This is a genomic window from Streptomyces sp. SDr-06, from assembly GCF_003324565.1.
Taxonomy (GTDB): domain Bacteria; phylum Actinomycetota; class Actinomycetes; order Streptomycetales; family Streptomycetaceae; genus Streptomyces.
The window spans coordinates 573293-585966 of the sequence record NZ_QOLA01000001.1 but is presented as its reverse complement, the minus strand read 5'-3'; the positions used below and the strand labels follow the sequence as shown (position 1 = coordinate 585966).

Below are 12674 nucleotides of genomic sequence, written 5' to 3'. Positions count from 1 at the left end.
CCCCGTAGGATGCGGTCGTCAGCATGGGCCACGGGTCGGACGGGGAGCAAAGGCACATCGTGAGCAGCGAGAACGCAGACGCTGGGACGGACGGACCCCTGGGGGAGCACCAGGGCGGGCCCGCCGCCGAATCGGTGACCGGACCGGGTGCGGGGCCCGTCTGGGACGTCGTCGTGGTCGGGGCCGGCCCCGCGGGGGCCTCGGCGGCCCACGCGGCGGCGGCCGCGGGGCGCACGGTGCTGCTCCTGGAGAAGGCCGAGCTGCCCCGCTACAAGACGTGCGGCGGCGGCATCATCGGCCCCTCGCGCGACGCCCTGCCCCCCGGCTTCGAACTGCCCCTCCAGGACCGGGTGCACGCGGTCACCTTCTCCCTCAACGGGAAGCTGACCCGCACCCGCAGGTCGAAGAAGATGCTGTTCGGGCTGATCAACCGGCCGGAGTTCGACGCCGGCCTGGTCGCGATCGCCGAGAAGGAGGGCGCCGTGATCCGTACCGGCGTCACCGTCTCCAAGGTCGAGCAGCACGGCGCGGCCGTGCCCGACCGGCGCACCGTCGCCGTCGTGCTGTCCGACGGGGAGACCGTGCTCGCCCGCGCGGTCGTCGGCGCCGACGGCAGCGCGAGCCGCATAGGCGCCCACGTCGGGGTCAAGACCGAGCAGGTCGACCTGGGCCTGGAGGCCGAGATCCCGGTGCCGCCGAGCGTGGCCGAGGACTGGGCGGGCCGCGTCCTGATCGACTGGGGCCCGCTGCCCGGCAGTTACGGATGGGTCTTCCCCAAGGGCGACACCCTCACCGTCGGCGTGATCTCCTCGCGCGGCGAGGGCGCCGCCACCAAGCGCTACTTGGAGGACTTCATCGCCCGGCTCGGCCTCGCGGGCTTCGAGCCGGCCGTCTCCTCCGGACACCTGACGCGCTGCCGCAGCGACGACTCGCCGCTGTCCCGCGGCCGGGTCCTGGTCTGCGGCGACGCTGCGGGCCTGCTGGAGCCGTGGACGCGCGAGGGCATCTCCTTCGCGCTGCGCTCGGGGCGTCTCGCGGGCGAGTGGGCGGTGCGCATCTCCGAGTCGCAGGACGCCGTCGACGCCCGCCGCCAGGCGCTGAACTACGCGTTCGCCATCAAGGCCGGGCTCGGCGTCGAGATGGGCGTGGGCCGCCGGATGCTCGCCCTCTTCGAGAAGCGCCCGCTGCTCCTGCACGCCGCGATCACCGGATTCAGGCCCGCGTGGAAGGCCTTCGCGGACATCACCCGCGGCGCCACCACCCTGGCCGGTCTGGTGCGCACCCACCCGATGGCCCGGCGCGCGCTGGACGCCGTCGACCGCTGAGCCCGCACGGGCCGGGGTTCACCGCCCCGGCCCGGCCGGGTTCAGCCGAGGCCCGCGAGCGCGCTCGCCGCGGCGGCCGGGTTGCTCTCGGCCCTGAGGTAGCCGTGGTCGAGCAGCCACTTGACGTTGAGGGACTGGCCCTGGCCGGGGTCGACGAACGCCGGGTCCAGCTTGATCTGCCGCCCTCCGCCCGGCTGGTCGAACCAGGGGGCGATCCGCCCCTGCCACACGGTGAAGGACTTCACCACCGCGTACGCGTGATAGGCGCACGGGTGGGCGGCCTCCCGCGTGATCAGGCTCTGCGGGGGCAGCGCCCGCTCGCTGTAGCGGGCACCGGCCGGGGCGAGGAACGAGCCGTACTCGGAGCCGAACCGGTCCAGGTCCTCGCCGACCCGCAGCGCGACGGCGTGCTTGTCCGGGGTGCCGTCGGGGCGGGTGGCGAAGCCGTCGTTCGGCGGGTACTTCCAGGAGCCGGCGGCCGGGTCCCAGAAAGTGGCCAGGAACGCCCGAGGGCTCTGGTGTCCGGTGCGGTGGTAGCCGAGGACCAGCGGCCCCACCGGTCCGTCCCAGCGCCGGGGCAGGTTCCGCGGGCCGAGCCGCTCGTCACCCCGGTACGTCCCGGTGCACGCGGCCGGACGCTCCGCCGGGGCGGCCGCGACGGGGCCCGTGTCGGAGGCCGCCTGCGCGGTGCCGGTGCCCAGCAGCGCCGTCGCGGCCAGTGCCGCGAACGTCGTACCGACGAGAACGCGCAGTCTGCGCATGGGTTTCACCGGGATCCTCCTCAGAGATGATGAGCCATCACATCTACTGGGAAGAAAGTGACTTGAGGGCCCCCGGTGGCAAGTTCGGCCGAATAGCGGCCGGTCGCGGTCCGAATCGGGACCGTTGCGCGCAGCTGCGGCACCCCCATCCGGCGCAGCACCCCGACGACACGGCTCCGGGCCCTTGACGCCCGGCGGCACGAGGCGCTTTCATCCAGCCAGTGGCCCGGATCGCGGCGCGATCCGGCACCGCGAGAGGTGCGCCCAGCCGACGGGGAACCCATGCCGGGGTCCCCATCCGGCCCGAGTCGCCAGGATCCGACCCGGGTCCGAGGCGGGGACGTACCCGCGAGGGATGGAGCGGATCATGCCCGCCGGCCCGGATCACTCCACCGCCCCCTCGCCCCACAGAGCGCCGGACCGCCGCGCGCTGCTGAGGGCGACAGCGGGCTGCGCGGTGGCTGCCGTCGCCGCACCGGCCCTCGCGGCCTGCGGCTCCTCCGCCGAGGGCGTCGGCCCTGACGGGACGGTCACCGTCGAACTGTGGCACGGCCAGACCGACACCTCGAAGAAGGCGATCGAGGCCCTGGTGGCCGAGTTCAACCGCACCCACTCCAAGATCCGCGTCGACACCGGGGGCGGCGCGACCTCCGACGTGATGCTCCAGAAGGTGACCGCCGCCCTGGCCTCCGGCTCGTACCCGGACATCGCCTACGTCTTCGGCTCGGACATCGCGAGCATCGCCCGCAGCCCGCGCGTCGTGGACCTCACCACCGCCCTGCGCAACGGCCCCGTGCCCTGGACCGACTACTGGCCCTCGCTGCGCGACGCGGTGACCGTCAACGGCAAGGTGCGCGCCGCGCCCTCCCTCGTCGACTCCATGGCGGTCGTGTGCAACAAGACGCTCTTTCAGCGGGCGGGCCTGCCACTGCCCCAACCCGGCTGGAAATGGGCCGAGTTCATCGACACCGCCCACAAGCTCACCGACGCCTCCAAGGGCGTCTTCGGCACCGGCTGGCCCGGGGTCGGAGACGAGGACACCACCTGGCGGCTGTGGCCGATGGTGTGGGATCTCGGAGGGGAGATCATCGCGCCCGGCGGCAAGAGCATCGGCTTCGCGGACCAGGGCCGCCGGGCCCTGGAGACCGTCGCCTCGCTCGTCGAGGGCAAGAGCGTCTACATCGACCCCAAGCCGGGCAGCGCCCAGCTCTACCAGGTCTTCCTGTCGGGACGCATGGGCATGGTGCTGGGAGGCCCCTGGACGCTGCCGGACATCATCACGGCGAAGGTGGACTACGCGGTGGTGCCGCTGCCCTCGTTCAGCGGGCGCCCGGTCACCATCTCGGGGCCCGACACCTGGACCGTCTTCGACAACGGCTCCGCCCGCTCCCAGGCCGCCGTCACGTTCGTCGAGTGGCTCATCGCGCCCGAGCAGGACGCCAAGTGGGACATCGGCGCCGGAAGCCTGCCGCTCAGCGCGGAGAGCGCACGCCTGCCCGCCTGGGTCGACCACTCCGCGCAGACGGCGGGACTCCCGGTGTTCACCAAGGCCCTGGAGTCCGCGCGGGTACGGCCCGTGCACCCGGCGTACCCGCAGATCTCGCAGGCGTTCGGCGAGGCCGTCGTCGCGATTCTGCTGGGCCGCTCCTCCCCGGACAAGGCCATGCGCCAGTGCGTCGAAAAGGCCGACGCCGCCCTGCTGATCCCGCGCTGAAGCCGACTCCGTGACCAGAAGGGCCTGAGAGATGAGAAGTACTGGGCCGCGGACCCCCCGCCCGCTCACGCTCGACCCGACCCCGGCGGCCCGCGCCGCGAGGCGCCGCCGGGCGCGCGGCGAGACCGCCACGGCGTGGGCCTTCATAAGCCCCGCCGTCCTGGTCATCCTCGGGCTCAGCGTGGTACCGCTGCTGTGGTCGCTGCTGCTCTCGTTCCGCGCGGACGACCTGGTCACCCCGGGCCGCTGGGTCGGCCTCGACAACTACCACGCGCTCAGCAAGGACCCGGCGTTCCGCACCGCCGTCAAGAACACCCTGATCTACGCGGCCGTCTACGTCCCCCTGAGCCTGGCCGGAGGGCTCGCCCTCGCGCTCGCCCTGAACCGGCGCATCCGCCTCGTCGGGCTCTACCGCACCCTCGTCTTCATCCCGTTCGTGGTCTCCGCCACCGCGCAGGGCGTGCTGTTCTCGTTCATCTTCGACCCCGAGTTCGGCGTGGCCAACGCGCTCCTGCACCACATCGGGGTCTCCCCGCAGGGCTTCCTCTCCAACCCGGGCCAGGCCCTCTACGTCCTGCTGCTGATCTCGCTGTGGAGCGGCATCGGGTTCTGCGTGATCGTCTACCTCGCGGCGCTCCAGGACGTACCGGCCGAACTCGTGGAGTCGGCCCGCCTCGACGGGGCCAACCGGGCCCAGGTGCTGCGCCACGTCACCCTGCCCTCGCTGACCCCGGTCACCGTCTTCCTCGTGCTGTGGCAGTTCATCATCGCCCTCCAGGTCTTCGACCTCGTGTACGTCACCACCAAGGGCGGCCCCCTCGGCGCCACCACCGTCATCGTCTACTTCGTCTGGGAGCAGGCCTTCCAGAACTTCACCGCCGGATACGGCGCCGCCGCGGCCTACGTCCTCGCGATCGGCCTGGTGGCCGCGGCCGTCGTGCTGCGCCTCTACCGGCGCCACCGGGAACGTACGCAGCCGGCCGGCGTACGGGGAGCGGGCGTTGTCCCAGCGGAAGGAGCGGGCCGATGACCGCGCCCTCGATGACCCAGGGGGCCGCCGCCTCCGTCAGTGCCCCTGCCCGCCGCACCGCACGCCGGCGGCGGCTGCCGTTCAGCCCCTGGCACCTGCTGCTCGCGCCGCTCTCGATCGGTTTCGCGCTGCCGCTGGTGTGGCTGGTCATCAGCTCCGTGATGAGCAACGCGGAGATCAACCGCTTCCCGCCCGCGCTGTGGCCGCACGGCATCGACCTCGGCGGCTACCGCTATGTGCTCGGCAACGCGATGTTCCCGCGCTGGTTCCTGAACTCGTGCATCGTCGCGTTCGTGGCCGTCACCTCGAACCTCGTGCTCGGGGCGCTCGGCGGCTACGCCTTCGCGCGGATGCGGTTCGCCGGATCGCGGATGCTGCTCGGGCTGATGCTCGCGACGATGGCCGTGCCGTTCCAGCTGACCATGATCCCGACGTTCCTGGTGATGAAGTGGCTCGGGCTCATCGACACCCTCGGCGCGCTGATCGTGCCGTCCCTGGTCACGCCGTTCGCGGTGTTCCTCTTCCGGCAGTTCTTCCTCTCCCTGCCGCGGGAGCTGGAGGAAGCGGCCTGGATCGACGGCTGTTCGCGGCTGCGGGTCCTGGTCTCGATCGTGGCCCCGCTGGCCCGCCCGGCACTCGCCACGGTCGCGGTCCTCACCTTCCTCGCCACCTGGAACGACCTCTCCTGGCCGCTCATCGCCATCAACCACGACGCGCACTACACCCTGCAACTGGGCCTGACCACCTTCCAGGGCCAGCACCACACCAAGTGGTCCGCGGTGATGGCGGGCAACGTCATCACGGTGCTTCCGGTGCTCCTGGCGTTCCTGTTCGCGCAGAAGACGTTCATCCAGTCGCTGACGTCGAGCGGCCTGAAGGGCTGACCCCGTCCGTCACCACCCGGGACGAGGCCGCCGCCCGTGCCCGCGCACGAGGGAGCACGGCATGACCGAGACCAAGATCGCTTTCATCGGCGCGGGCAGCGTGGAATTCACCCAGGGGCTGCTCGCCGACCTGTTCGCCTTCCCCGAGTTCGCCCGCGCCCGCATCGCGCTCCACGACATCGACCCCGAGCGCCTGGCCACCAGCGAGGCTGCCGCCCACCACATCGCGGGCGAGCTCGGCGCGGCGCCGACGGTCACCGCCCACCTGGAGCGGCGCGCGGCGCTCGACGGCGCCGACTTCGTCATCAACACCGTCCAGATCGGCATGGACCGGGCCACCCGCACCGACTTCGAGATCCCCGCCCGCTACGGACTCCGCCAGACCATCGGGGACACCCTCGGCGTCGGCGGCATCTTCCGCGCCCTGCGCACCTTCCCGCTGCTGCGCTCGCTCGCCGCCGACCTCGCCCAACTCTGCCCGGACGCCTGGCTGTTGAACTACACCAACCCCATGGCGATGAACCTGCTGTACCTGCACCGGGTGGCCCCCGAGCTGCGGGCCGTCGGCCTGTGCCACTCGGTGTACTGGACGATGCACGACCTGTCCGAACTGGTCGGCACCACCTTCGAGGAGGTCTCCTACCTCGCGGCCGGGGTCAACCACCAGTCCTGGGTGCTGCGGTTCGAGCGCGCCGGCCGGGATCTGTACCCGCTCCTCGACGAGGTCATCGCCAAGGACCCGGAACTGCTGCGGCGGGTGCGCGTCGACATGTACCGCAGGCTCGGCCACTACCCCACCGAGACCAGCGAGCACTCCTCGGAGTACGTGCCCTGGTATCTGCACCACGACACGGAGGTCGACCGGCTGCGCCTGCCGGTGGGCGTCTACCTCGACATCGTCGAGGACAACCTCGCCACCTACGCCCGCACCCGTGACGCGCTGGCCGCGGGGCGGCCGCTGCCGGTGGAGGGGACCATGGAGTACGCCCCGCAGATCGTCCACAGCATCGTCACCGGCACCCCGCGCACCGTCTACGGCAACGTGCCCAACCAGGGCCTGATCGACAACCTGCCCGCCGACTCGGTCGTCGAAGTCCCGTGCCTGGTCGACGCGTTGGGGGTGCAGCCCACCAGGATCGGCGCCCTGCCGGCGCAGTGCGCGGCGCTCAACCGGGCCTATGTGTCGGTGACCGACCTGGTGGTGCGGGCCGCCGTCCTCGGCGAGCCCCGCCACATCCGGCACGCCGCGATGAGCGATCCGGCGACGGCCGCCGCGCTGCCCGTCGAGCGGATCTGGGACCTGTGTGACGACCTCGTACGGGCGCACGAGCCGCTGCTGCAGCCCGAGTTGAGGGCCGTGTTGGGGCACTGAGCCCCGGTGGGGGAGGGGGCCGGGCGACCGGATGGGGTCACTGGGTGATCGTGATGCGGAAGACGGGGTGGTCGGGGGCGATCCGGCGGAGCTCCTCGTCGCTGGAGTCGGGGCCGACGCCGTTGAAGAACACGCCGACCTCGGCCTTCCAGCGCTTGAGGTAGGCGCGCAGCAGGGCGGGCTTGTCGTCGTCGGCGACCTCGACCGCGGTGAACACCTCGGTCTTCTTGCCCAGGTGCAGTTCGCCGCCGCCCGCCGCCCGCATGTTGTGCGTCCACTGGACGTGCCCGCGCGGGGCCACCAGGTACTGGGCCCCCTCGAAGGTCAACAGGTTGACCGGGGTGCGGCGCCACTCGCCGCTCTTGCGGCCGCGGACCGCCAGGACCCGCGAGCCCCAGACGCTGATGCCGCGGCGGGTCATCCAGGCGACGGCGCGGTTGAGGACGTTGACCGTGAACCAGCCGGGCTTCTGGACGTGTGCGGATGCGGACATGGTGTGTCTCCCGTGAGGGTGAGAGAGAGCGGTGCTCTCGTTCGTGAGCAGTCTGCACCGCAGCGGTGCCCCAAAGCAAGAGCACTGCTCACAGAAAGGTTCGCCGATCTGTTTTGTGTGCGGCAGTCGCGTTCTTGGCCACTGCTCTCCCGGCTGGCAGACTGAGGCCATGAGCACCGTCCAGGGAGCCCGCGCACGGGCACGTATCGAAGTCACCGCGGCCATCAAGGACGAGGCCAGAAAGCAGCTGGCGGCGGACGGTGCGACCAGACTCTCGCTCCGTGCCGTCGCCCGGGAGCTCGGCATGGTCTCCTCGGCCCTCTACCGGTACTTCCCCAGCCGGGACGAGCTGCTGACCGCCCTCATCGTTGACGCCTACGACGCGGTGGGCGAAGCCGCCGAGCAGGCCCTGGCCAGGCAGCGGGCCGCTGCGTCGCCCGCGGCCCGCTGGACCGCGGTCTGCCGCGCGGTGCGCGCGTGGGCGCTGGCCCACCCCCACGAGTACGCGCTCATCTACGGATCGCCCGTCCCCGGCTACACCGCCCCCGAGGCGACCGTCGGCCCCGCCGCCCGGGTCGGACTCGTCCTCATCTCGATCGCCCGGGACGCCCACCAGGGCAAGGGCATCGCGCCCCCGCCGCTCGCCGCGCCGCTGCGCGCCGAGGCCGAGCGGATGGCCGCCGACTTCGCCCCCGACCTGCCCCCGGCCGTGGCCGCCGCGCTGGTCGCGGCCTGGGCGCAGCTCTTCGGACTCGTCTCCTTCGAGGTGTTCGGCCAGTTCCACCGCGTCGTCGAGGACCGGGAGCCGTTCTTCGCGCAGGCCGCGGAGCAGCTGGCCCGCTCGGTGGGCCTGGTGCTTCCCGCGTAGCCCCTCCCCGCCGTCCGCCCGGGCCCGTACTCCCCGCGTAGTACGGGTGATCACCTCGCACGGCTGACGCCGCGGGCCCGGGCCGCGGTCTAGCGTGGCCGCCATGGAGAAGCAGTCACCCGGCCCCGCACGCTGCGGCGGCCCGTCCTGGCGACAGGAGGGGCCGCCGCCCTTGCCGCGGCGCTGGGTGCGGGGACCCGGCGACGAGGACGCCCGCGCGGTGCGGCTGCCCTGGCCCTCCACGGCCGCGCTCACCGTGTTCGTCCTGGCGGGCTCCCACTTCGCCGCCCATGTGCAGACGGGCCGGGCTCCGCTGGACGCCTTCGCCCACGGGCTCCTGGTCGCCGGTTGCGGGGTGCTCCTGGTCCGTCGTCGCCACCCTGTCGTCGCGGTGTTCGCCGCGTCGGCCGCCGTCATGGTCTACCTCGGTGCCGGATACCCCTACGGCCCGGTGTTCCTGCCGGTCATGGTCGGCTGCTTCGCCGCGGTCGTCGCGGGCTGCCGCCGCCAGGCCTGGGCCGCGATCGCCATGCTCTGGCTCGGGCACCTCCTGGTCGCCCACTGGCTCTACCGCTGGCTCCCCCCGGCGGGCGACGGCGCCGCCCCCTGGGGTCAGGAACTGGGCATCGCCGCCTGGGCGGTGGCCATCATCGCGGTCGCCGAGGTGGTGCGCGTACGACGGGAGCAGTGGGCCAGGGAACGGGCCGGGCGGGCCGCCGCGGCGAAGCGGCGGGCCGACGAGGAGCGGCTGCGGATCGCCCGCGAACTGCACGACGTGCTCGCCCACAGCATCTCGGTCATCAACGTCCAGGCGGGGGTCGGCCTCGCCCTGCTCGACTCCGACCCCGAGCAGGCCCGCACCGCGCTGACCACCATCAAGTCGGCGAGCAAGGAGGCGCTCGGCGAGGTGCGCCAGGTCCTGGAGACGCTGCGGGCGCGCGGCGAGGCACCGCGTTCCCCGGCCCCCGGCCTCGACCGCCTCCCCGAACTGGTCGAGCAGGCCGCGAGCGCCGGACTCACCGTCGAGACCACGACGACCGGCCGGCGCGGGACCCTTCCGCCCGGCACCGACCTGGCCGCCTTCCGCATCGTGCAGGAGGCGCTGACCAACGTCGTACGCCACTCCGCGGCGCGCACCGCCCGGGTCGAGGTCGCCTACGAGCGCGGTGCCCTGGTGCTGCGCGTCGACGACGAGGGGCCCGCGTCGGGCGGCGACGCGGGCGGCAGCGGCAACGGACTGATCGGGATGCGGGAGCGGGCCGCGGCGCTCGGTGGCACCATCGACGCGGGGCCGGTCCCGGCCGGAGGCTTCCGCGTCACCGCCCGCCTCCCGCTGGCCGCCGAAGCGAAGGAGGACGCGTGATCCGCGTAGTGCTGGCCGACGACCAGCTCCTGGTACGGGCGGGGTTCCGGGCGCTGCTCGACGCCCAGGCCGACATCGAAGTGGTGGGGGAGGCCGCCGACGGGCAGGAGGCGCTGGAGCTGGTGCGCGGGCTACGGCCGGACATCGTCCTGATGGACATCCGCATGCCGAGGCTCGACGGTCTCGCCGCCACTCGCGCGATCACCTCGGACCCGGACCTGGGCGCCGTCAAGGTGGTCATGCTCACCACCTTCGAGCTCGACGAGTACGTCTTCGAGGCGATCCGCGCCGGTGCCTCCGGGTTCCTCGTGAAGGACACCGAACCGGACGAACTGCTGCGCGCGGTCCGTGCGGTGGTCGATGGCGACGCGTTGCTCTCACCCGGCGTGACCCGGCGCCTGATCGCCGAGTTCGCCGCGCGCTCGAAGGAACCGGCCGGCGCCGACAGCTTGGCCGAACTCACCGACCGAGAGCGGGAGGTGATGGCGCTGGTCGGCATCGGGCTCTCCAACGAGGAGATCGCCCGGCGGCTCGTGGTCAGCCCGCTGACCGCGAAGACGCACGTCAGCCGGGCGATGGTGAAGCTCGGTGCCCGCGACCGGGCCCAACTGGTCGTCCTGGCCTACGAGTCGGGTCTGGTGCGGCCGGGCTGGCTGGGCTGACGCGGGCCGCGGCCGGCCCCGTGCGGAAAGCGCCACAGGACGTGCACGGTCCGCCAGACGAAGACGAGGACGGCGCAGCCGCCGCCGATGAGGAGGAGCACCCGCCGCAGGGCGGGCGGGAGTTCGAGCGCGTAGCCGGAGCCGCCGATCGCGCCGAACACCACGCCGGCCGCGAACAGGGCGCTGGCCAGCGCGTATCCGATCTCGATCGTGATGGCGTCCCGCTCGGCCCGGCTCCGTGTCCCCATGCGCGAAGTTTCACAGCAGGGACGGCCGACGGGCAACCATCGCCCCTCGGCCGTCCCTCCCCCCGGTGCGTGCACAACACAGGGTACATGCGCGTGCATTGAGTGTGAATGCATTTAATTCGCATGCAACAAACCGGCCCGGCTCTGCTACCGTGCGGCCATGGCAGCTGAGAAGACCGAGCGCCTGCTCGTGGAGGAATGGCGGGGACTCCTCGCCCTGCACGCGCGCACCACGTGCGAACTCGACCGCGAGCTCCATCCCTACGGGCTCGGCGCGAGCGACTTCGAGGTCCTCGACGTTCTGGCCGAGGGCTGCGCGGGCGACCCCGGCTGCACGTTCCGCGTGCAGGAGCTGGCCTCGCGCATCCACCTCAGTCAGAGCGCGCTGTCCCGCCTGGTGGGGCGTCTGGAGAAGGACGGCCTGGTCGCGCGGGGGATGTGCAGCGAGGACCGGCGCGGGGTGAGCGTGTCGATCACCGAGTCGGGCCGGTCCCGCCATGCCGAGGTGCTTCCGCTCCAGCGTGCGGTTCTCTCCCGGATGCTCACGCACCGCGACTCCCGCTAGCACGTCCGCCACCTCCCTTTCAGGTCAGGGCAGTTGACTTTCCGTCACCCGGCCCCGGTTCTGAGGCGCGCTCGCGTGCCGCGCGGTCCAGCCGATCAGCGCGGCGCCCGCGGCCAGGACGGCGACCGTGGTCAGGGCGAGCGGCAGCGACGACCACTCGGCGAGCAGCCCGATCGCGGGCGGCCCGAGCAGCATGCCGCCGTAGCCGAGGGTGGAGGCCGCGGCCACCCCGCCGGGCCCGGCGAGCGCGCCGGCCCGCGCGACGGCGACCGGGAAGATGTTGGCGAGGCCGAGGCCCATCACGGCGAAGCCCGCGAGGGCGAGCCAGACCGTCGGAGCCAGGGCGCCCAGCAGCATCCCGGCGCAGGCGGTGAGCCCGCCCGTCACCAGCGTGCGGGTCTGGCCGAGCCGTTCGAGCAGCGCGGTGCCCGAGAGCCGCCCGGCCGTCATCGCCAGGGCGAACAGGGAGTAGCCGACGGCGGCGACGCCCGGCGCCGCGGCCAGGTCCTGTTCCAGGTGCAGTGCGCCCCAGTCCGCCATCGCGCCCTCGCCGTACGCGGTGCACAGCGCGATCACGCCGAAGAGCAGCACCAGACGCCGGGCCCGTCCGTCGAGCCGGCGCCCTTGTGTGTGGGGTGTGCTCGCGTGCACCGGCGCCGGGTGCCGCAGGAGCTCCCGCCCGGCCGACGCGGTGACGACCAGGCCGACCCCGGTGAGGGCCAGCAGGTGCGCGGTGGGGGAGAGGCCCGACGCGACCAGCGCGCCGACGCCCGCGCCGACCATCCCGCCGAGACTGAACGCCGCGTGGAAGCTCGGCATCACCGGGCGGCGCAGCGCCGCGACCAGGTCGACGGCGGCACTGTTCATCGCCACGTTGATGCCGCCGTACGCGGCGCCGAACACCAGCAGCACCAGTCCGAGGGCGAGGGCCGAGTGGGTCAGCGGAGGAAGCGCGAGGGTGAGGGCCATCAGCGCGCCGCAGGCGACGGTCACCGGATGGCTGCCGAACCTGCGGCACAGCCGCCCGGTCAGCACCATCGTCACGACCGCCCCGGCGGAGACGCCGAGCAGGGCCAGACCCAGCTCGCCCGCGGAGGCCCCGGTCTGCTGCTTGATCGCGGGAATGCGGACGACCCAGCCTGCGAACAGGAAGCCGTCGAGGGCGAAGAACACGGTCAGGGCGGAGCGGAGGCGGAACAGGGAGGGCGCGGCGCTGTTCTCGCCAGGTCCCCCCGGAGCGGCCGTCCGTACTTTGTTTAGTAGCGGCACAAAGTCAGGATAGGGGCAGCGCGGCGGCGCATCAACCGGCCCGGACGGCGCGGGGACGGCCCGCGCGGCCGCCTGCGTCGTCCCAGGCGGAGCCCGGCGGCCCGGCATCCGGGACCCGCC

13 protein-coding genes are annotated in these 12674 nt (G+C 72.9%); 9 read left to right on the top strand and 4 right to left on the bottom strand.

What is annotated here, in order from left to right:
* Positions 1 to 23: 23 nt before the first annotated feature.
* Positions 24 to 1325 (top strand): geranylgeranyl reductase family protein, encoded by a 1302-nt coding sequence (locus DT019_RS02655; protein WP_114034910.1) that lies wholly within the window; start codon positions 24 to 26, stop codon positions 1323 to 1325.
* Between the two features lie 41 nt (positions 1326 to 1366).
* On the opposite strand, the gene DT019_RS02650 is transcribed toward DT019_RS02655, so the two are convergent.
* Positions 1367 to 2086, bottom strand: coding sequence for a TNT domain-containing protein (locus DT019_RS02650; RefSeq protein WP_114034909.1), 720 nt, complete (start codon positions 2084 to 2086; stop codon positions 1367 to 1369).
* Positions 2087 to 2453: 367 nt separating this feature from the next.
* Between DT019_RS02650 and DT019_RS02645 the strand changes: the two genes are divergently transcribed.
* The 4 genes from DT019_RS02645 to DT019_RS02630 all read left to right on the top strand — a co-directional run bounded on the left by DT019_RS02645 (position 2454) and on the right by DT019_RS02630 (position 7086).
* Positions 2454 to 3800, top strand: a complete 1347-nt coding sequence (locus DT019_RS02645; protein WP_114034908.1) for an ABC transporter substrate-binding protein — start codon at positions 2454 to 2456, stop codon at positions 3798 to 3800.
* Between the two features lie 31 nt (positions 3801 to 3831).
* Positions 3832 to 4830: a carbohydrate ABC transporter permease gene (locus tag DT019_RS02640; protein WP_114034907.1), complete on the top strand. Its 999-nt coding sequence runs from the start codon at positions 3832 to 3834 to the stop codon at positions 4828 to 4830.
* A complete protein-coding gene (locus tag DT019_RS02635; RefSeq protein ID WP_114034906.1) occupies positions 4827 to 5714 on the top strand; it encodes a carbohydrate ABC transporter permease in 888 nt (295 codons plus the stop codon). Before DT019_RS02640 ends, DT019_RS02635 begins: the two co-directional genes overlap by 4 nt.
* Before the next feature lie 61 nt (positions 5715 to 5775).
* A complete protein-coding gene (locus DT019_RS02630; protein WP_114034905.1) occupies positions 5776 to 7086 on the top strand; it encodes an alpha-glucosidase/alpha-galactosidase in 1311 nt (436 codons plus the stop codon).
* 37 nt (positions 7087 to 7123) lie between these two features.
* On the opposite strand, the gene DT019_RS02625 is transcribed toward DT019_RS02630, so the two are convergent.
* Entirely contained in the window at positions 7124 to 7579 is a 456-nt protein-coding gene (locus DT019_RS02625; RefSeq protein WP_114034904.1) for a nitroreductase family deazaflavin-dependent oxidoreductase, read from the bottom strand.
* A gap of 169 nt (positions 7580 to 7748) precedes the next feature.
* Here DT019_RS02625 and DT019_RS02620 point away from each other — a divergent pair, with 169 nt between their 5' ends.
* The 3 genes from DT019_RS02620 to DT019_RS02610 all read left to right on the top strand — a co-directional run bounded on the left by DT019_RS02620 (position 7749) and on the right by DT019_RS02610 (position 10472).
* Positions 7749 to 8447 (top strand): TetR/AcrR family transcriptional regulator, encoded by a 699-nt coding sequence (locus DT019_RS02620; RefSeq protein ID WP_114034903.1) that lies wholly within the window; start codon positions 7749 to 7751, stop codon positions 8445 to 8447.
* A 103-nt stretch (positions 8448 to 8550) separates the two neighbouring features.
* A complete protein-coding gene (locus tag DT019_RS02615; protein WP_114035292.1) occupies positions 8551 to 9810 on the top strand; it encodes a sensor histidine kinase in 1260 nt (419 codons plus the stop codon).
* The gene (locus DT019_RS02610; RefSeq protein ID WP_114034902.1) at positions 9807 to 10472 is read left to right on the top strand and encodes a response regulator transcription factor; all 666 of its coding nucleotides are present in this window, start codon (positions 9807 to 9809) and stop codon (positions 10470 to 10472) included. Before DT019_RS02615 ends, DT019_RS02610 begins: the two co-directional genes overlap by 4 nt.
* On the opposite strand, the gene DT019_RS02605 is transcribed toward DT019_RS02610, so the two are convergent.
* On the bottom strand, positions 10433 to 10720 hold the full coding sequence (locus DT019_RS02605) for a DUF6332 family protein (RefSeq protein ID WP_114034901.1): 288 nt from the start codon (positions 10718 to 10720) through the stop codon (positions 10433 to 10435). The two genes, DT019_RS02610 and DT019_RS02605, sit on opposite strands and share 40 nt — an antisense overlap.
* 160 nt (positions 10721 to 10880) lie before the next feature.
* On the opposite strand from DT019_RS02605, the gene DT019_RS02600 reads away from it, so the two are divergent.
* A complete protein-coding gene (locus DT019_RS02600) occupies positions 10881 to 11285 on the top strand; it encodes a MarR family winged helix-turn-helix transcriptional regulator (protein WP_114034900.1) in 405 nt (134 codons plus the stop codon).
* A 24-nt stretch (positions 11286 to 11309) separates the two neighbouring features.
* Here DT019_RS02600 and DT019_RS02595 read toward each other — a convergent pair whose 3' ends face one another.
* Complete coding sequence (locus DT019_RS02595; protein ID WP_114034899.1) at positions 11310 to 12554, bottom strand: MFS transporter; 1245 nt, start codon at positions 12552 to 12554, stop codon at positions 11310 to 11312.
* Positions 12555 to 12674: the final 120 nt, after the last annotated feature.

What these genes read in the sequence shown, in the direction of transcription:
- DT019_RS02655 (WP_114034910.1), top strand. Translation starts at nt 24, where the DNA reads ATGGGCCACGGGTCGGACGGGGAGCAAAGGCACATCGTGAGCAGCGAG.
- DT019_RS02650 (WP_114034909.1), bottom strand. Translation starts at nt 2,086, where the DNA reads ATGCGCAGACTGCGCGTTCTCGTCGGTACGACGTTCGCGGCACTGGCC.
- DT019_RS02645 (WP_114034908.1), top strand. Translation starts at nt 2,454, where the DNA reads ATGCCCGCCGGCCCGGATCACTCCACCGCCCCCTCGCCCCACAGAGCG.
- DT019_RS02640 (WP_114034907.1), top strand. Translation starts at nt 3,832, where the DNA reads ATGAGAAGTACTGGGCCGCGGACCCCCCGCCCGCTCACGCTCGACCCG.
- DT019_RS02635 (WP_114034906.1), top strand. Translation starts at nt 4,827, where the DNA reads ATGACCGCGCCCTCGATGACCCAGGGGGCCGCCGCCTCCGTCAGTGCC.
- DT019_RS02630 (WP_114034905.1), top strand. Translation starts at nt 5,776, where the DNA reads ATGACCGAGACCAAGATCGCTTTCATCGGCGCGGGCAGCGTGGAATTC.
- DT019_RS02625 (WP_114034904.1), bottom strand. Translation starts at nt 7,579, where the DNA reads ATGTCCGCATCCGCACACGTCCAGAAGCCCGGCTGGTTCACGGTCAAC.
- DT019_RS02620 (WP_114034903.1), top strand. Translation starts at nt 7,749, where the DNA reads ATGAGCACCGTCCAGGGAGCCCGCGCACGGGCACGTATCGAAGTCACC.
- DT019_RS02615 (WP_114035292.1), top strand. Translation starts at nt 8,551, where the DNA reads ATGGAGAAGCAGTCACCCGGCCCCGCACGCTGCGGCGGCCCGTCCTGG.
- DT019_RS02605 (WP_114034901.1), bottom strand. Translation starts at nt 10,720, where the DNA reads ATGGGGACACGGAGCCGGGCCGAGCGGGACGCCATCACGATCGAGATC.
- DT019_RS02600 (WP_114034900.1), top strand. Translation starts at nt 10,881, where the DNA reads ATGGCAGCTGAGAAGACCGAGCGCCTGCTCGTGGAGGAATGGCGGGGA.